This is a genomic window from Vibrio kasasachensis (assembly GCF_050337565.1).
GTDB lineage: Bacteria > Pseudomonadota > Gammaproteobacteria > Enterobacterales > Vibrionaceae > Vibrio > Vibrio kasasachensis.
The window spans coordinates 148,750-167,696 of sequence record NZ_JAKJTB010000015.1; the positions used below are offsets into that span (position 1 = coordinate 148,750).

18 protein-coding genes and 1 tRNA gene are annotated in these 18,947 nt (G+C 43.2%); 15 read left to right on the forward strand and 4 right to left on the reverse strand.

What is annotated here, in order from left to right:
- The first annotated feature begins 12 nt into the window (after positions 1 to 12).
- The 10 genes from cydX (at position 13) to nadA (ending at position 7,151) form a co-directional block, all read left to right on the forward strand.
- The gene (cydX, locus tag L4C38_RS13430; RefSeq protein ID WP_006075291.1) at positions 13 to 120 is read left to right on the forward strand and encodes a cytochrome bd-I oxidase subunit CydX; all 108 of its coding nucleotides are present in this window, start codon (positions 13 to 15) and stop codon (positions 118 to 120) included.
- Entirely contained in the window at positions 113 to 415 is a 303-nt protein-coding gene (gene ybgE, locus L4C38_RS13435; protein WP_428798065.1) for a cyd operon protein YbgE, read from the forward strand. The genes cydX and ybgE overlap by 8 nt, the downstream gene beginning before the upstream one ends.
- A gap of 145 nt (positions 416 to 560) precedes the next feature.
- Positions 561 to 1,001 carry a tol-pal system-associated acyl-CoA thioesterase gene (ybgC, locus tag L4C38_RS13440; protein WP_428798097.1) on the forward strand — a complete coding sequence of 147 codons (441 nt, stop codon included), beginning with the start codon at positions 561 to 563 and terminating at the stop codon, positions 999 to 1,001.
- Positions 991 to 1,674 (forward strand): protein TolQ, encoded by a 684-nt coding sequence (gene tolQ / locus L4C38_RS13445; protein WP_428798066.1) that lies wholly within the window; start codon positions 991 to 993, stop codon positions 1,672 to 1,674. The genes ybgC and tolQ overlap by 11 nt, the downstream gene beginning before the upstream one ends.
- 3 nt (positions 1,675 to 1,677) lie before the next feature.
- Positions 1,678 to 2,121, forward strand: coding sequence for a protein TolR (gene tolR / locus L4C38_RS13450; protein WP_428798067.1), 444 nt, complete (start codon positions 1,678 to 1,680; stop codon positions 2,119 to 2,121).
- Between the two features lie 13 nt (positions 2,122 to 2,134).
- Complete coding sequence (gene tolA, locus L4C38_RS13455; protein ID WP_428798068.1) at positions 2,135 to 3,199, forward strand: cell envelope integrity protein TolA; 1,065 nt, start codon at positions 2,135 to 2,137, stop codon at positions 3,197 to 3,199.
- Between the two features lie 15 nt (positions 3,200 to 3,214).
- Positions 3,215 to 4,567, forward strand: a complete 1,353-nt coding sequence (tolB, locus tag L4C38_RS13460; RefSeq protein WP_428798069.1) for a Tol-Pal system beta propeller repeat protein TolB — start codon at positions 3,215 to 3,217, stop codon at positions 4,565 to 4,567.
- A 33-nt stretch (positions 4,568 to 4,600) separates the two neighbouring features.
- Complete coding sequence (gene pal / locus L4C38_RS13465) at positions 4,601 to 5,116, forward strand: peptidoglycan-associated lipoprotein Pal (RefSeq protein ID WP_428798070.1); 516 nt, start codon at positions 4,601 to 4,603, stop codon at positions 5,114 to 5,116.
- Between the two features lie 15 nt (positions 5,117 to 5,131).
- A complete protein-coding gene (gene ybgF, locus L4C38_RS13470; protein WP_428798071.1) occupies positions 5,132 to 5,902 on the forward strand; it encodes a tol-pal system protein YbgF in 771 nt (256 codons plus the stop codon).
- Positions 5,903 to 6,089: 187 nt separating this feature from the next.
- On the forward strand, positions 6,090 to 7,151 hold the full coding sequence (nadA, locus tag L4C38_RS13475) for a quinolinate synthase NadA (RefSeq protein WP_428798072.1): 1,062 nt from the start codon (positions 6,090 to 6,092) through the stop codon (positions 7,149 to 7,151).
- A gap of 123 nt (positions 7,152 to 7,274) precedes the next feature.
- Here the strand turns inward: nadA and L4C38_RS13480 are convergent, their stop codons facing one another.
- Together L4C38_RS13480 and L4C38_RS13485 are read right to left on the reverse strand one after the other, a co-directional pair.
- Positions 7,275 to 7,979 carry a hypothetical protein gene (locus L4C38_RS13480; RefSeq protein WP_428798073.1) on the reverse strand — a complete coding sequence of 235 codons (705 nt, stop codon included), beginning with the start codon at positions 7,977 to 7,979 and terminating at the stop codon, positions 7,275 to 7,277.
- A 20-nt stretch (positions 7,980 to 7,999) separates the two neighbouring features.
- A complete protein-coding gene (locus tag L4C38_RS13485; RefSeq protein WP_428798074.1) occupies positions 8,000 to 10,420 on the reverse strand; it encodes a hypothetical protein in 2,421 nt (806 codons plus the stop codon).
- A gap of 398 nt (positions 10,421 to 10,818) precedes the next feature.
- Between L4C38_RS13485 and L4C38_RS13490 the strand changes: the two genes are divergently transcribed.
- On the forward strand, positions 10,819 to 11,853 hold the full coding sequence (locus L4C38_RS13490) for a potassium channel family protein (protein WP_428798075.1): 1,035 nt from the start codon (positions 10,819 to 10,821) through the stop codon (positions 11,851 to 11,853).
- A gap of 62 nt (positions 11,854 to 11,915) precedes the next feature.
- Here L4C38_RS13490 and L4C38_RS13495 read toward each other — a convergent pair whose 3' ends face one another.
- Positions 11,916 to 12,488, reverse strand: coding sequence for a UPF0149 family protein (locus tag L4C38_RS13495; RefSeq protein ID WP_428798076.1), 573 nt, complete (start codon positions 12,486 to 12,488; stop codon positions 11,916 to 11,918).
- A 127-nt stretch (positions 12,489 to 12,615) separates the two neighbouring features.
- On the opposite strand from L4C38_RS13495, the gene L4C38_RS13500 reads away from it, so the two are divergent.
- The 3 genes from L4C38_RS13500 (at position 12,616) to L4C38_RS13510 (ending at position 16,055) form a co-directional block, all read left to right on the forward strand.
- Positions 12,616 to 15,027, forward strand: coding sequence for a hybrid sensor histidine kinase/response regulator (locus tag L4C38_RS13500; RefSeq protein WP_428798077.1), 2,412 nt, complete (start codon positions 12,616 to 12,618; stop codon positions 15,025 to 15,027).
- Positions 15,028 to 15,382: 355 nt separating this feature from the next.
- The gene (locus L4C38_RS13505; protein ID WP_428798078.1) at positions 15,383 to 15,832 is read left to right on the forward strand and encodes an L-alanine exporter AlaE; all 450 of its coding nucleotides are present in this window, start codon (positions 15,383 to 15,385) and stop codon (positions 15,830 to 15,832) included.
- 135 nt (positions 15,833 to 15,967) lie between these two features.
- Positions 15,968 to 16,055: transfer RNA gene (locus L4C38_RS13510), tRNA-Ser, on the forward strand.
- 182 nt (positions 16,056 to 16,237) lie between these two features.
- Here the strand turns inward: L4C38_RS13510 and L4C38_RS13515 are convergent.
- Positions 16,238 to 18,151, reverse strand: a complete 1,914-nt coding sequence (locus L4C38_RS13515) for a methyl-accepting chemotaxis protein (RefSeq protein ID WP_428798079.1) — start codon at positions 18,149 to 18,151, stop codon at positions 16,238 to 16,240.
- A 342-nt stretch (positions 18,152 to 18,493) separates the two neighbouring features.
- On the opposite strand from L4C38_RS13515, the gene L4C38_RS13520 reads away from it, so the two are divergent.
- A complete protein-coding gene (locus tag L4C38_RS13520) occupies positions 18,494 to 18,919 on the forward strand; it encodes a hypothetical protein (RefSeq protein ID WP_428798080.1) in 426 nt (141 codons plus the stop codon).
- The last annotated feature ends 28 nt before the right edge of the window (positions 18,920 to 18,947 follow it).

Genomic DNA, 18,947 nt, shown 5'->3' on the forward strand with positions numbered 1-18,947 from the left:
GGAGCAATCACTATGTGGTATTTCGCATGGATTCTAGGTGTACTACTTGCTTGCGCATTCGGTATCATCAACGCTCTTTGGTTAGAGCACTCAGAAATGATGGATGAAGACAGTGAGTAATCTTGCTGACTTGATGGTGAGATTGCATGCTCCAGTAGATAAGACCCTACTTAGGGTTTTATCTCTGATTCTTGGTTTTTCTCATGTTGCTATGTTGATGTGGGATCCAGAAGCTTATTCAGTTGCGATTGGCGGTTTTAATGCTGTGATCTCGCCACTGCTAATATGGGCAATCTGTTCGAGCATGGTGTTTGGCTTGTCATTCAAGCCTCGCAATTGGTATTGGCAATTATTGTTCAGTCCCTACATAAGCCTTGGTATTTTAATTTACTTAACAATCGCTTACGTTTTGTAATCTCAAGCGCTTAAAAAGCCATCAAGAAAACATTGAAAAAGCATCAGTTTTTTATAGCTGGTGCTTTTTTTTCGCCTAACATCTGAATTCAGCTCACAGCGCGTGCGCATAAGTTGTTGTAATGCGCTATAGTATCGACCCAATGATGACAAAGTCGGGCATAAACGTGGAACACACTCTTATAGAATTTGAGTGGCCAGTAACGGTGTACTATGAAGACACAGATGCTGGTGGAGTGGTCTATCACTCAAACTATCTAAAGTATTTTGAAAGGGCACGAACTGAGTTGCTTCGCAGTGTTGATGTATCACAACAAGCACTTTTGGAACAAAACATTGGTTTTGTAGTCCGACACATGGAAATAGATTTTTTACAAGGCGCAAGGCTTGATGATCGTTTAAATGTAAAAACGACCATAGCCGAATTAAAGAAAGCGTCTTTGACCTTCTGTCAGGAGATCGTCAATCCTGATGGCAAAACATTGTGCCGCGCAATGGTTAAGGTAGCATGTATCGATAATAAGAGGATGAGACCTACCGCGATTCCTCACGCAATATTTATGGAGTTCTCTGGAAGTGACCGCTGATATTTCAATTCTTGACCTATTTTTACAAGCCAGCCTATTAGTAAAACTGGTCATGCTGCTGCTTCTTGGTATGTCGATCGTCTCATGGGCGATGATTATCAAGCGCAGTAAAGTGCTTTCTAGCGCAGCAAAAGACACCGAGTTATTTGAAGATAAGTTTTGGTCTGGTACCGATCTTTCTATCATCTATCAATCGGTCGCAAAGCGTAAAGATGAGTTATCGGGTACGGAAGAAATCTTCTACTCAGGTTTCACGGAATTTGCTCGTTTACGTAAATCGAATGCCAACTCACCAGATTACATTATGGAAGGTACAGGCCGCGCGATGCGCGTTGCTGTGGCGCGTGAAGTGGATGAGCTTGAAAACAGCCTGCCATTTTTAGCCACAGTAGGCTCTATCAGCCCATATATAGGTCTATTTGGTACGGTTTGGGGCATCATGCACGCCTTTATTGCTTTAGGCCAAGTGAAGCAAGCGACACTTGCAATGGTGGCTCCTGGTATTGCTGAGGCGCTAGTTGCTACGGCAATGGGTCTATTTGCTGCAATCCCTGCTGTTATGGCTTACAACCGTTTAAGCAACAAAGTTTCTAAGCTTGAGCACAACTACGCGACATTCTCAGAAGAGTTTTACAGCATCCTTCATCGTCAAGCTATGGCGGGTAGGGAGTAACGCATGGCGGGTTATCAACGTAAAAAGCGTAAAATGACCGCTGAGATTAACGTAGTACCTTATATCGACGTTATGTTGGTATTGCTAATCATTTTTATGGTCACTTCCCCCTTTGTGACACAAGGGGTAGAAGTTGAATTACCAAAAACAGAAAGCGCTCAATCTGCGCAAGATATGGCAGGCGACAGCGATGCAAGTTTTATCATTGTTGAAGTGGATCGCGACGGTAATCTTGGTTTAAGCGTTAATGATGAAGAAGTAATGCGTGGTATTTCTCTGCAAGATCTTATTGTACGAGTAAAAGCGGAATTGAGCTTAAAACCTGATTCGCCAGTGGCGGTCGGTGGTGATGCTGCAACGCCGTATGCAGAGATTGTATTGATTTTGGATGAGTTGAGCCGTGCAGGTATCGCGAAAGTGGGCTTGCTAACGGACATCAAGGAATAAGTTCATTCACTCCATGAAAGACAGTAAGCCAAACAAAAATAAAATGGGCAAGCCGATCATTATCTCGCTTGCCTTACATGCCGCTTTGGTCGTTGCACTGCTTTGGGGTACGGACTTCACTATGTCAAAACCAGAGCCCGTAGGGCGTATGGTAGAGGCGGTGGTCATTGACCCATCACTAGTGCGCCAGCAAGCGCAGCAAATTCGCAAACAACGTGAAGAGGCGGCTCGTAAAGAGGAAAACCGCCTTGATAAGTTGCGCCGTGAAAGTGAGCAGCTTGAGAAAAACCGCAAGGCTGAAGAAGAGCGTATTCGTAAACTCAAAGAGCAGCAGGTACGTGAAGCGAAAGCCACACGTGAGGCTGAGAAGCAACGCAAGAAAAAAGAGCAAGAGCGAAAAGTTGAAGAAGAAAGAGTTCGTAAAGAAAAACAACGAGCTGCTAAGCTAGAACAAGAACGTAAGGTGAAAGAAGAAGCCGTACGTAAAGCAGAAAAAGAGCGCGTAGCCAAAGAGGCGGCAATTGCGAAGGCGGAGCAAGAACGCATTAAGCAAGAGCAACAAGCCAAAGCGGCGCAAGAAAAAGCGCGTAAAGAACGTGAAGCCGCAGAGCGAGCTGAGAAAGACCGTATAGCCAAAGAAAAAGCAGCCAAAGAGGCCGCAGCAAAGGCTCGTAAGGAAACAGAACGCTTAGAGCGTTTAGAACGTGAGCGTAAGCAGCAAGAAGCGGCAATGAATGACATTTTTGCCGGTTTGGAATCTGAAACTGAGCAAAACAGCGCTGCACTAGGTCAATTCGTTGATAGTGAAGTGGCCCGTTATGGTGCAATTTATACTCAGCTCATTAAGGAAAACTTACGGGTAGAAGATTACTTTCGGGGAAAGTCTTGTCGAGTTAACTTGCGCCTAATTCCAACAGGAGCGGGTGCTATTGTGGGTAATTTTAGCATTCTCGATGGTGATGGTAGAGTTTGCTCGGCTACAAAACGTGCGGTAGCTCAAGTTCAAAGCTTCCCATTACCGACAGATCAATCTGTAGTGAATAAACTAAAAAACATCAATTTAACCGTTGAACTTTAATTAAAGGATTAGCTTGTGTTAAAGCGACTGATTATAGGACTAGCGCTCGTAATAACGAGCTCCGTTCAGGTAGCCAATGCGGCGCTTGAGTTGGTAATTACTGACGGTATAGATTCGGCGCGCCCGATTGCTATCGTGCCATTTAAATGGGAAGGAACTACGCCATTACCACAAGATGTATCAGCAGTCATTGCTTCTGACTTACAGCGCAGTGGCAAGTTTAGCCCTGTTGCGACCAACAAAATGCCGCAAACGCCTTACAGTGACGCAGAAGTTAATTTTGATGCATGGACAGGCCTAGGTGTTGATTCCTTGCTTACAGGTTCAATTACCCAAGATGCCAAAGGCGACTATGTGATCAACTACCAGTTGGTTGATGTCGTTCGTGGCCAATTGACCAAAGGACAGAGCCGAGCGCTGGGAGAAGATGGTGAATTGGTTCTTTCCAATGATCATGTTCTGTTTAGCAAACGCGCCACTGTGCCAAAGAATCGTTTACGTGAATATGCACACCGTATTGCCGATTTAGTCTATGAGCAGCTCACTGGTGAGCGTGGTGCGTTCTTAACTCGTATTGCTTATGTTGTGGTGAACGACAAGGACTCTTACCCGTATCAGCTTCGTGTTGCCGATTATGACGGTTATAACGAACGTTTGGTTTTGCGCTCTAAGCAGCCATTGATGTCACCAGCTTGGTCACCTGACGGTAACCAACTGACGTACGTTAGCTTCCAAAATGGTCAAGCTGAAATCTTCATCATGAACATTTACACAGGTAAGAGTGAGAAAATCACTTCATTCCCACGTCATAATGGTGCACCAAGGTTCTCACCAGACGGTAAAAAGCTTGCCGTGGTATTATCTAAAACCGGCAGCTTACAGGTGTATACGCTCGACATCGCGTCGCGAAAGCTGACGCAAATAACGCGTGGCAGATCAAATAATACAGAACCATTTTGGTATCCGGATGGAAAATCCTTGATTTTCACTTCGGATCGGGGTGGTAAACCTCAGATATATCGAGTAAATTTGTCAGATGGTGCCGCAAGCCGTATAACTTGGCAGGGCAGTCAAAACCTCGGTGGCCAAATTACACCTGATGGTCGTTTTTTGGTGATGGTGAATCGCAGCAATACTGGATTCAATCTTGCCAAGCAAGATCTGGAAACAGGAGCTGTACAAATATTGACTAAGACATTGTTGGATGAGTCTCCAAGTATTGCTCCTAACGGTGGAATGGTCATTTATAGTTCGATTTATAATAAAACCAACGTGTTATCGATGGTTTCTATCGATGGACGTTTTAAAGCACGATTACCCGCAACAAATGGGCGCGTCCGTGCTCCAGCGTGGTCACCGTTTTTGTAGCAAGTAAGTTTAAAAATTAAGGAAAACATAACAATGCAACTTAACAAAGTTCTTAAAGGGCTACTAATTGCACTACCAGTGCTAGCAATTACGGCATGTAGCTCTAGTGATGATGCTGCAAGCGCGTCTGGCTCAGAAACTAACAACGGTTCTTCTACTACAGTTTCAACACCAATTGGTCAAAATGGTCAACTATCTGAGCAAGAGCTAAAAGATCAAGTAATGCAAGCGTCAACGATTTACTTCGCGTTTGACAATGCAACTATCTCTGGTGACTACGAGAAAGTACTTGCTCTACACGCTGCTTACTTAAGCTCTAACCCAGCGCTTAAAGTGACTGTTGAAGGTCACGCAGATGAGCGTGGTACTCCTGAGTACAACATCGCACTAGGCGAGCGTCGTGCACAAGCGGTATCTATGTACCTACAAGCACTAGGTGTACAAGCTGACCAAATCGCTATCGTTAGCTACGGTGAAGAGAAGCCTCTAGTTCTTGGTCAAACTAACGAAGCTTACGCTAAGAACCGCCGCGCGGTTCTAGTGTACTAATTCGAGGATGACCTCATGTTCAGTAACTTAAAGCATATTTTTTCGCTTACGTTACTGGCAAGTGCAGCGAACCTAGCGTTCGCTGCACCAGCCCCAGTAGCCGATATTGGTGGCAGTTCCAGTAGCTCCCGCTCTTATTCCTCAAACGAAACCGATATTCAGCGCCTAGAGCGCCTGCTTGATAATCGCAACCGCGTTCAGTTGCAAATGCAACAGCAGGTAGACTCAATGGCTCTAGAGATCAGTGACCTTCGCGGTCAAATTGAAAAGAACAACTATGACATGCAGCAGATGTTGCAACGTCAGCGTGAATTGTTTATCGAGTTAGATAAAGTACGCCAACAAGCGAAAACTGTCGCGGTCGCTCCAGCTGTAACATCAACTGAAGCTGATAAGCCGGAAGGTACGTTCAGTAGCAATGTGGATGAGCAAACTGCGTACCAAAATGCGGTTGATCTTATTCTTAAGAAACGCGATTACACTGGTGCCATTGCAGCCTTTGTTCAGTTTCAAAAAGATTTTCCTGATTCCAGCTTTACGCCAAATTCACATTATTGGTTAGGTCAGCTCTATTTTGCTAAGAAGCAAGATAAAGAGGCGGTTAAGAGTTTTGCGACCGTCATTGCTTATAAAGACTCTAATAAACGCGCTGATGCCTTAGTTAAGTTGGGTGATATCGCAGAGCGCAACAATAATGCCGCGCAAGCGAAGAAGTATTACCAACAAGTGGTGACTGAATACCCAGGTAGTGCGTCAGCAAACATTGCGCAAGAAAAACTAAAATAGACACAATGAATTATAAAGAGGTGCTGCGGCACCTCTTTTTGTATTTGTGTTATGGAGATTATTGTTTACATTGTCGTTGTTGACGGCAAGGTGATCGATACAAGGTTATTCGTGGAAAGCTCTTTGATTCTTGATGTCGATCGGAGTTACAATACTCGGATTAACGGAAGTTGCGTAGAGCAAAGCAATGAGTCATATTCTAGATAAAATCGATACAGTTTATCCTTTTCCTCCAAAACCAAAATCATTAAACGATGAACAGAAGCGCGCTCACATCGAAAATATTAAGCAATTGCTTAAAGATAAAGATGCTGTGCTAATCGCGCACTACTATACCGATCCTGAAATTCAAGCCCTAGCGGAAGAAACGGGTGGTTTTGTCGGTGACTCATTAGAAATGGCTAAGTTTGGTAACCGCCACTCTGCACGTACCCTTATTATTGCCGGCGTTCGATTTATGGGTGAATCGGCCAAGATACTGACACCTGAAAAGCACATTTTAATGCCGACCTTAGAAGCAGAATGTTCTTTGGATTTAGGTTGCCCTGCGGATAAATTTACTGAATTCTGTGATGCTCATCCAGACCATACAGTAGTGGTTTATGCCAATACCTCGGCGGCGGTTAAAGCACGCGCGGATTGGGTGGTCACTTCAAGTATTGCGCTTGAAATTGTTGAGCACTTGGACAGTGAAGACACGCCAATCATTTGGGGACCAGACCGTCACCTGGGATCTTATATTGAAAATAAGACCGGCGCAGATATGCTGCTTTGGCAAGGTGAGTGTATTGTCCATGATGAGTTCTCTGCTGATGCGCTGCGTAAGATGAAAGGTCTTTACCCGGAAGCTGCGATTTTGGTTCACCCTGAATCTCCTGCGAGCGTTGTTGAATTAGCGGATGCCGTGGGCTCTACTAGCCAATTGATCAAAGCGGCGAAAGAACTTCCTCAGCAAAAACTGATTGTGGCGACGGACAAAGGTATTTTCTTCAAGATGCAACAATTAGTGCCTGAGAAAGAGCTAATTGAAGCTCCAACAGCGGGTGCCGGTGCAACTTGCCGCAGCTGTGCGCATTGCCCTTGGATGGCAATGAATGGATTGCAGGCGATTGAAAATGCACTTCGTGAAGGTGGTGCTGATCACGAAATCTTCGTTGATGAAGCGATTCGCGTTAAGTCCCTTATTCCACTCAATAGAATGTTAGAGTTTGCAGAGCAGCTTAATATGCAAGTAAAAGGCAACGCATAAGCAAGCCTTATATACCCAAAAAACTTCAAGTATGACGGGTATAAAGCCAGCGATGTTGATTCGCTGGCTTTTTGCTATTTATTGCATTGAAATTGCGTGCTCTTGTTGGAATCGTTCTTGTTTTTAATCGATATGACCATTCTGGTTTTGCTGAAAATCATCCATATTAAAGAAGCAGCGGCTACCAATATGACCACTGTAGAACTTTGCTTTGATCAAGTTATCGAGCTTTAAATCGTTGGCTTCTATGTCGTAGTTTACATCCTCAACGGCCAACGATTGCCACTTTTCAAAGACAGACTTATGAATTAAGTAGGTTGAGCTGTGCCCAGTGAGTGACACTCTAATTAATGGTCTTAGCTCTTGTGGCGTAGTGGCAAAGCGAACTTCGATGCGCTCGTGGAAAAGCGACTTGTGGAATGAAAACGCAGTATAGCTTTGGTGTTCGTTGCCCGCGGCATCAAAAACGATCGCTTTTGAACGAGTAACGCCTAAATTACTGGCAAACTGCAACTCGTCTGCCAGTTCATTGGCAATTAACAGGCTTTGATCACCCCAGCACTCGCTTACTTTGGGCATACGCATAGGCTGTCCGTTCAGCCGTTTTTGTAAGCTGGCTTTTTTATCGCGATCTTTTGGTGCGAAGCTCATTAGCTCGTCACCAAAATAGAGTTGTGGTTTGTATTTGGTGTCAACCATCGGCAGCCATTCAAAGTCGTATTCGTCTAACCAAGCCATTGGATCACCATCTTCGTCGGCGTAGACGTCACCGAAATGGATCAGCTGTAACGGTAAGTATTCATTTAGAATTCCGTGCATGTCTAACATAATCAATTCCTGTTCAGTCGTTATAATGTGTCGAGTGTAATGGTCATTTGTTTCAGATACTCTTTCCAGTAACGAAGCCATTCAGGAGTTAGATCCTCTATTTCTATTTCGAGACGAGTTTCGAAATCCATGCTCTTCTCTTGTAATAGTTGATCAAAGAACAGTTCTTCCAATAAGGTTGCTTGTAGTGCTTTTCCACGACGAGGGTCGGACCCCAGTAACTTAACCCAACGAAGCTGGGTATTTTTATCAAGTTCGGTCAGGAATTGTGGCAATATTTTTGGCGCATTTTTGTCGTAAAGTTGGTTATTTAATCCAAATTCACGAGTGTCGATTTTGCCTTGGCTTTGCGATTGGTATTGTGCAAAGGTGATATTGCCATTTAAGAATTGCTCGGCGATATCACTTAACGCCTCTGCCTCTTGGTACTGATGGCAAACAACGCTCATTAATTCATGGATTACGGCTTTACGAAAAGAGCTTAATGGCGTGCTTAATGCAGGTTGCAAGCGATGCGCATTGAGGTAGAAATAATCGCGTTCGTAAGGAGCGAGTCTATTGATAGCATGGTTCCATTGCTCGCGTTCCGCTTCATCGAGTTCAATATAGCGCCCGATCAAGCTCTCTAGTTGTGGTACGTCATGATTGATACTGATGGCAATGTTAAAAGCAGTTTGATCAAACTCAGGTAGCCCCAATCCTGATAAGTTGAGGGCAAATGAGTTTTGTAACTTCTCACTTATAAAGCCGCCCATGGACTTGCGATAGAAACGCGATAAGCTCGCCAGTGTCGCTTGCGGCGCTAACGCCATTGCTAGAATGATAGTACGTTTGGCAAATGGATCTTGGTTGGCTTTATATAACCAGTAGCATGTTGCGAGAATTGGACGAAATATACCTATTGAGTCAAACAATTCATAGCTTGGTTGTTTGATGCCAAGTTTGAGCGAAACTTGAGAGGAATGATCCGTTTCAAGCTGTTGTTTTAGCTGTGCAACCAAGGCTGGCAAACCATCGTTACTTCCTGCTGTTAGCCATTCTTCAAGCTCTTCTGGCAAAGAGTTACAATGCTCTTTAAATTGCGCCAAAACATCACACTTTATTCCTGTTACTACCCAATTAGTTAGCTCTGTCGTATAGCCATCGTGGCGGCTATTTTGCTGGTCAAAATCAAGTAAAACCGCGCCTATCAAGCGGCATAACGTTTGTTCTTCTTCGTCTTCATGTACCCACAAGTTGTGGTTATACGCATGGCGATTGGCTGCGAAGGTTTCCCCTATTTCAATATACACATCGTGGTCGACATGATAATAGCTATCGAGATCATCTATGATCTCGTCGATCTGATGTTTGGTCTTGGATGAAATAGCATTCGGTTTAGCAACACTTGGTAAGCAAAACCTTAGCTGATAGTCATGCTCGCTAATGCAGCGCGTTTCTTCATCTTTCACCATGAGGTCATGAAGTCTTTTCGGTAAATCTTGTTGATCAAACAAATGAAAGAAAATATCGACGACACGGTTAAAGCACTCTTGCTTGTCTTTATTGGTTGTTGCTGGATCGAGCAGAACATCGCCGAGAGGCTGTAATACTTTGTGAAGAGAACGCTGGATATCATTTTGCGATGGGATGCTATCTAGATGGCATGCGTACAGAATGTGTTGATAGAAATCAGCAGCATGATGTCTGGCATGCAAGAGCACCAAGACTGCATCAAGGTTGACGAATGCGCTGTGCTGGTGAAGCTCAATGTAATTTTCACCAGTTAAGACATAATCCCACAAGGACTCGCCGTCGGGTAGATTGATGATAAACGGGCGAAGCTGCTCGAGAGCCACAGCTGCAGTACTGGTATCAGTCTCGTTGGTTAAGCTCGCTTTGTTTGAGAAAAAGCGACCAAATACACGTTGCAAAAAATTGGTTGTCTCCGGTGTTGATTCTGGCGGAGAAAGCGGCAGTGGCTTTGTTGGATTTTCTACCACAGTGGCACGATATTGAGCCACACCTGGCCAATTTTGTTGATCAGTAAAGTCATTGATTGCAAAGTTATGTTTATCAGACACTATGGCTGACAGTTGCTGAATTCCCCAATCATAGGTTTCGTCCAAATCACCAATACAGTTGTGACGAAATAATGCAACTTTCGCCCATGTTCCCTGCGCGTTTAGCGCTTGTGTGAGAGATTCGGTCACAACACGGGCATCAATATGGTCACAAAATAGATAGGTAAAGCTTATGTTTTGTCCGATAGGAGTCAGCGGAATGAGTTCATCACACACTCCCTCAATTACATTTAAGAGAGTATTGTTTTGAGTGTCTATCGCTTGATCGGAATAGAGAAAAAGGAAACATGGGTCATCGTAACCGTCAATCTGTTTGAACATTGCTTTGACTGGTTCCGGAGGCTGACGTAAAGCGGATTGATTGATTTTTTCTAACATCTATAAGCTCAATTTTGTACGTTATGATTATTTAATTCTTGAAGTGCCTGATGTTTGTCGTTCGATCTTCATCGTATAAAAAGCATCTGTTACGGTTCGTGCGACATCTTATCGAGTATTAACTTTAGCTCGACAACATTTTTTATATTTTGCCTTTGGGATCTCATCCCAATTGACTTGGTTCGCTAAATTTCCCTATCTTTGTTTACAATATATTCTATGTATTATACCCAAGAAACTTGAAGGTGCAGGTAGGCGGCAAGTAAGAAAGCCCCCTGAGCATAGGTGAACTATGTGATTGGGGTGCACGAATACAGCCAACACCGCTGCAACTTCAAGTATGACGGGTATAGTAGGACTCATACCGAGTACGTTTACGACACGATATAGGAAGATATATGGCATTGTGGTTATACCTAAGACGTAGGTTACAAGCTTCTTTGTTTGACCTTAGTACACGTAATTTAATGGCCCTTTCGGCTTTATACGTGTTGCTGTCTTGGTTGTTATTAAGCATGGCCGGTGAGCAAGCATTAACTGAGAGCTTTTCAAATTTTATTTACTACTTGATGGTGACAGCCTCAACCGTAGGTTATGGCGATCACTCACCAGTGACTGACTTTGGTAAATGGGTCGTGGTGCTGTTTGTTATTCCGGGTGGCTTGGCACTGTTTGCCTCAATATTAGGTCGTTTAGGGGCGAACCTTGTTGAGTACTGGCGAGCGGGAATTTTGGGGAAAAGAAGAGTGAATACAGATAATCATATTTTATTACTTGGTTGGAATGGGCAGCGTACGCTGCATTTGATCCGAATGCTTCAACACGAAGAAGAAGGCAACAGACCGATTGTGTTATGTACTCGCTCTGATATTGAAAACCCGTTACCGGGAGAGATCGGCTTTGTTAAAGTGAGCAGCTATACCGATGGGCAAGAGATGAAGAATGCTCAAATTGAGCAAGCAAGCTGCATAGTAGTGGATAACTTGGAAGACGATATTACGCTCTCATCTGCGCTGTATTGCTCTAACGTTAACTCTAAGGCGCATCTCGTCGCTTACTTTAAAGATGAGGCGTTAAGTGGGCTACTGAGCCAACATTGCCCTAACGCGGAGTGCATACCCGCAGTGGGAGCCGAAATGCTGGCCAAAGCGGCAGTTGACCCTGGCTCAAGCGCGCTTCATCAAGAGTTATTGGCTTCGACTCGCGGAATGACGCAATACTCCACCGGCTACCCAGAAACATTAGGGATGACATCGGTAGAGAGTGTGTTTATGTTTATGAAAAAACACCATCAAGCCACCTTGATTGCGATGCAAGGGCTTTCGGGAATTGAGCTAAACCCAGAGTTGGATCAACAGATACAACCGGGCGCTAAGCTGTTTTATATTGCGGACGAAAGAATAGAACGCTTTGATTGGTCAAAGCTTAGTTGATTCACCCCCCTCAAATGAAAAAGGCTTCACTATGTGAAGCCTTAGCTGCGGAACTTGCTGACTTAATCGTCTAATTCGACTAACTGCATGCCACGCATAGTTAAACCGCACAGCATAGTAGGGATAGCGTTGAAGATTTCTTCAAACTGCTCAAGCCCCTCAATACCTTGCTCTGCTAATGCTGCGATAGAGGTTTCTGGATCGTATAACATCGTCAGTGAAAGTAATACGCCACCTAAAAGGGCGTTATCTTCACTTTGCTCCGGCATGATTGATTCCCAATCATCACGTAATAATTGCCAGCCTTGTAACAAGCCTTCGCAGAAGTCACGCGTTTGCTCGGTAACAATTTCGGCTTCATCCAGCGAACAGCCTTCAGGCCATTGCCATTCATTGCTCAACAATGCTGGGCGGTATTGGTTCCATAGAGAAATTACTTGCTCAATGTAGCACTCCAGTTGCTCACCATCGGTAAATGGTGCAACGTCTTCACCACCCCAAAGGAACGGTAGCCATTCATGTGGGTCAAGTGTATGTGGTGCTGCTGCCATTGCAGTGATGAAACCGTGAGTTTTAGCTTGGTTAATCAACTTGCCTTGCAGCTCTGGCTGGGCGAGGATATCTTGTAAAGTCAAAATCAATACCGAATAAAATTGCAATAGTTAGATAGAGCTATAGTAACAGCCCATTGTTAACAAAAATAGGTTGCTGTAGGAATCCATTGACTATAATTTCTTATAAACATCAAAAATTCAGTTGGTTATGGTCAAGAGTTCATCACTAAAAAGAAAAAGCATCTTGGCGCTGGCCATCTACCTAGCGTTTGTTATCTTCACCGTTGGTACGGTGAGCTACTTTGTCGTTGACCCTCCAATACGTGAGCAATTGACTCGCAATCTAGACTCGCGTTCAAAAATTATTTCTAGTGACATTGAAACCTCTTTAGAAAGCTCGCTAGGTTTACTTCAAGTTATTGTTAGCATTGGTAATTCAGGAAAGCCTTCTACTTTTCAAGCCGAGATATTACACGATGTGTTTAGCGGGACTAATAGCGCCACAGTGAGTGGTGGTTTGTGGCCAAAACCTCATTTGGTTGGTTCTAATTTAAGCTACAACAGCCTATTTTTTAATCGAGCCAGTGATGGCGAGGTTGACAGAGTTTATTCTTGGGATAACGCTCAGTTAGGTGGTTATGATGTAGAGCCTTGGTATACCAAAGTTGAAAATAAACCATTAGGCACAGTGATATGGTCTTCTGTGTATATTGACCCTTTCACTCATATTCAAATGATCACCGCTTCTTCACCTTATTACGTCAACGAGCAGTTTGCTGGCGTAGCGACAGTAGATCTTTCACTAGAAAACTTAGTTGAATATATTCAACTACATGCCGAGGAAAATGAGCTTGGTGTAATCATTCGTGATGCCAAAGGCGATGTCGTTATAGAGCACAACTTCAAAGTGGCTGAAGATATTTATATCAGCGTTCATAAAGTTGGCAATTTTGATTGGAGTATTGATGTTGTTAACGCCAACCGTTTGCTGGCAGAACAAGCTTATGATTTGGTGAAACAGGTCGAAATGGGCATTATGCCCATCATGTTACTGTGTGTATTGTTTGGTTACGCCCTCATTAACCGTTCACTTATTGACCCTGTCGCTCATATCGCCCGCGAAGTAGATAACTCGAAGCAAGGTGGGATCATTGATATTAATTACAATAGTGATGATGAGATAAAGCACCTTATTGATGCATTTAATCAAAAAACCGTGTTTTTAGAGCAAGAGAAAAAAAATGCACTTGCATCTACCCGAGCAAAAAGTGCGTTTCTTGCCACCATTTCACATGAGGTTAGAACACCAATGAATGGTGTTTTAGGCACAGCTCAAATATTACTTAAAACTGATTTATCAAGCGAGCAGCGAAAGCATCTTAAAACCCTGTATGACTCAGGTGACCACATGATGATGTTGCTCAACGAAATCCTCGACTTTTCAAAAATTGAGCAAGGGCATTTGGAGCTTGAACGAGTGCCATTTCCACTAGAATCTATTGTGGGTAGCATCAACAGTGTGTATCACACTCTGTGTGCTGAGAAGGGGCTCGCCTTTAAGATTACAAGTGACGTGAGTGAGCAACGCTGGTATTTATCAGACAAAGCGCGCTTACGGCAAATATTATTTAATCTGTTGAATAACGCCGTAAAGTTTACCTCGAAAGGTTTTGTCGACGTTCATTTCAGCGAAGTGTTACTCGACGGAAAGAACTGCCTAAACATCATAGTGACAGACTCGGGTGTGGGTATTGATGATGCAGCTCTAGACAAAATATTTAATCCTTTTGTTCAAGCCGAATCTTCAACTACACGCCGCTTTGGTGGCACTGGCTTAGGCTTAGCCATTGTTAAGCAAATTACAGAGCTAATGCACGGTGATATTTCAGTACAGAGTAAGTTAGGGCAGGGGACGACGTTTGATGTACTTCTCGAGATGGAAGTGAGCCAACCCTCTCAAACAAAAAGCAGAGAACACAAGAAACTTAACTATACTGGGCTTAAAGCTCTGATAGTTGAGGATAATAGAACCAACACCATCATTATTAATACCTTCATGACTGCAAAAGGTTTTGAGTGCCATTGCGTGAGCGATGGTGAGCAAGCTCTAGTAGCGGTGCAAAGCAACGAGTTTGACTTAATCATGATGGACAATCATATGCCAAATAAAGATGGTATTGCGGCGACGCAGGAAATTCGCTCATTACAGGCTCCTCGTTCTAATGTTCTGATCTTTGGTTGTACTGCCGATCTGTTTAAAGAAACACAAGAGCGTATGCTAGCAGCAGGCGTTGATTGCATCGTCTCTAAGCCTATTGATGAAAAAGAGCTTGATGACATGCTGTATAGATATTCAGACAAGCTTTATCAATTTAAATCATTGGATGATTGCCAAGGCGAAATACCATTTGATGCTGAGCAACAGCTTATTTCACTTTATATAGCTGTGGAAAACCGCAAGCAAGATGAAGCGAATGAAATACTATCTAATATCTTTTCTTACCTTAATCTTAGCGACAATAGCAGTGTGAGGGAGCAACTTGCACCACTAGTGGATAAAAAGTCGTTACCCTCCCAACAAGATCTCGATGTATTAACGGTTCTGCTTAAAGACGCTTGATCGTTTCAGCTAACCACCTAGCTAAAGACACTACTTTACAAATATATACCCGTCATACTTGAAGTTGCAGCGGTGTTGGCTGTGTTCGTGCGCCCCAATCACATAGTTCCCCTATGCTCAGGGGGACTTTCTTACTTGCCGCCTACCTGCACCTTCAAGTTTCTTGGGTATAAGGTAGTGTTTTTTTTGATGTTTGTTTGTAAAAATATCGACTTATTAATAACTTAACATAAAAAATAGCATCTAATTCTGCATAAATGGTGATTTAATGGCGTTAATTGCCGCCATGCATTGCTATGCTGGCTTTTGATGTTGCACATGCGCCGTTTCGACGGGATTATATGTTGAGGTTTGAATGAAAATTGGTGGGTCATTCAGTATTCGGAACGCGCTAGCAGATACTTTTGCAATGGTCGTGTTTTGCTTCGTTTCGGGTATGTTGATAGAAATACTTATATCGGGGATGACGTTTGAGCAGTCACTCGCGTCGCGCACTTTATCTATACCGGTCAACATTGCTATTGCGTGGCCGTACGGCGTATTTAGAGATGCAATGTTGCGCTTGGGTGGGCGAGTTTCACCTGCCCCTATCATGAAGAATATTTCTGATTTGACGGCGTATGTACTATTTCAATCACCAGTTTATGCCGGAATATTAGTTGTTGTTGGTGCGACTGGTGAGCAGATTCTTACCGCGGTTGCTTCTAACGCTGTAGTATCATGCGGAATGGGTGTTCTGTACGGCTATTTTCTGGATATGTGCCGAAAATGGTTTAAGGTTCCGGGCTACTCTTCTCAAGTGTAAGTGTATAAAGCATCGGCAAATTAGCCATTACGTAACCACTTAGACAAATGAAGCGTGATTTTTTAGGGTTTAGGCTTGACCTAACCCTCTATTATCATTAAATTAGCGCCTCGTTAGCCAAGTTGTTAACGATTCGGTGAGTTGTCCGAGTGGCTGAAGGAGCACGCCTGGAAAGTGTGTATACGGCAACGTATCGAGAGTTCGAATCTCTCACTCACCGCCACATTCTAAGCCCCAGCAGAAATGCTGGGGCTTTTTCGTTTCTGAAGCCTAGTGAGCACGCCTTTCTTCACACTCTTCTGAAAGCCAATAATACATAAAACCATCCCTTCGTTGACGTTGTCGACAAATCAGCTTTGCCTTGATGTCTAAGACAAGCAGAGGGCTGTGTGAAAAGGATTAATTTCATAGTTTAAATCGTCCGACAATTTCGACTAATTGGTTGTTTATTGAGGCAATGTTCTCCGCTTCAGCCAGTGCTTCTTTGCCGTTATTATCTAACTCTCCGACGATATCGTTAATTGCAGCCATATTTCTACTTACTTCCTGGGTTACGCTGCTTTGCTCTTCTGCTGCGGTTGCAATTTGTGTGCTGAGATCATTAATCTCACCAACGAATTGAGTCATTGTACCAAGACTTTCTGTCATCCCACTCATGCCCGTTGCCGTTTCTTGACAGCGTTCTTTGGTGCTATCCATAGACTCTACTACTGAGCGGTTACCTTTTAATAAGCTGGTTAATGCGGTTTCAATTTGCTCGGTACTCTCTTTGGTTCTACCCGCTAAATTACGAACCTCATCGGCGACCACAGCAAAACCTCGGCCTTGTTCACCTGCTCGAGCTGCTTCAATCGCCGCGTTGAGTGCTAAAAGGTTAGTTTGCTCTGCAATTGCTCCAATGACACTAAGAATGGTATTGATGCCATCAGTTTCATCACTCATGCCTTGCACACTTACGGCGGTACCATCAACCTCACGCAGCAATGCATTAACGGTGTGTTGAGCCTGGCTTACGGTTAATAGTGAAGTATCACTTGCCTTGTTTGCTTTTTGGGTTAGCAGCGCCGTATTAGCAGCATCGGTTGCCATTGCTTCTGCCGTTGAGTTCATCTCTTCGACCGCGGTCACAACCTGCTCTGTTTCCGATACATGGCTTTCAAGAATAGCCGCATTTTTCGCCGATTTATCCTGAAGCCCGATAACATTTTCCTGTAGGTTGGTTGATGCTGATTGGATCTCAAGCATCATAGATTGTAGATTTTCAATAAATTGGTTAACACCTTCCGCTATCTGGCCAAGGTCATCATTTGTTGTTACCTCTAATCGTTGTGTTAGATCGCCATCTCCTTGAGAAAGGCCCGTGATGGTTTTCTTTAAACTTAAAATCGGACGATATAGTATTTGAAGGACAAAATATGCAAGAACAAGGCTTATTAGACAAGCAATAACAGAAACCCAGATCGCTTGATATTTTGCATTTTCCAGTTCAGCAAAAGCAACGCTTTCATCAAGGCCAAGTACAAAGTACCAATTTTTATCTCCTACCTTGATCTGTTTTGAGAACATTAATTTATCAACACCATTCAAGGTGTATTTCTGTAGCGCACTCACTTGCTTAGTTGCGTTGGTGAGCTCCTCTTTTAGCGAGCTAATCGTTTCGCCTTTCACACCGACTTTCAGTGCTGCAGAATTAGAAGCTAATATGGATGTATCTGAGTTCATAACGACCACGGTAGCGCCGGGAATGACTACTGATTTGTCAACCAGTTCATTTAGGAAGTCCAGTCTCATATCCACAGAGATCATCCCGCCTGAAACCTTCTCGACAATACTGATCCAATATACTTTGTCATTTCCCGAGATATCTAGATATGGATCTGTTACAGAAGTGCCATTGCTTGTTATTGCCGTTTGATAATAGCCTTCTTTTGTAACGTCTCCATCGAACTTATGATTTGGCCATGTCGATGCGGTTTGGTTCCAATAAGCATCTCCATTTTCATAAGCAATCATTGCACTATCAAGATTAGCTGCATTGGCCATCATTTTTGCTAATTCAATAATTTGCTCAGGGGTACCTTCTATATTTGTATTTTTGAAATGGTCAGCCAGCTTATTGATGGCACCTACTTTTTCAGCAAGTAGCACTTCTATTTTTTCGCCTTGACTTGCTACGAACTCAGTAGTCGAATTGACAATTAAATGGGTTAGTGCCTTGGACTCGTTGGAATAAGATATATAGTTGGAAATTGATACGGAAAGAGCCACCAAGGTCAAAGTAAAGGAAAGCAATAGCGTTTTGAATCCAATTTTTTTCATGTGTAAATTCCTGTTCTTTTATTTTCCACTGGAAATTAATCCAGTGTTATTTTTATGAAGCAACATATCTTTAATTAATGCTTATTTTTTTGTGAATACAGCTGAAGGTTGTCCTTAATTATCTCTAAGTTTTAACCTTACTTTGCTATTTTGGGACATAGAAGGTGTCTTCGTATTTTTGAATGGGTGCTTCTTGATTTGCCACATTCTCCTTTAAAATCAGCAACTTCAATGTATACATTAAAAACTCTAATGCTTACATCAAAAACATATATCTAAGCCATAAATCCTAGAGCGCTGTGATCCCTGCCACTACTTTTAGACACACGACTGCTGGCTGATATGACCGATGCCAGTGGCTTTGTTGTTGAACTGATAAAGCACAGATACCTAGTGGACACTGGCGAATTTGATGCGACATTTGTACAAAAGTTGTTTGAACAGATTTCGTGTAGCAGTAGTAAAACAGGGATTTTAAAAGAACGAGTGAGCCGCTATGGCAAGTTTTTGTCTTGTTCTTTTGACCCTCGCTGTAAGCACAAGGAAACACCCTGCATGCAATGTGGTAACCCAATGAACAGCACGATTAAGCCTGGTTATCAGGTATGCATCAACGAAGAGTGTGGTGATACTCGTTCGGTATGTAAAAAATGTGGCAGTGAAATGAAGCTGAGGAATGAACCACACGGAGTATTCTGGGGTTGTACGACATATCGAAAAAATGCAGATAAAAGCTGTGGCTATACAGCTAAATACACTATTAATTAGTCTTTAAATATATGGTTTGCGTTTTTTC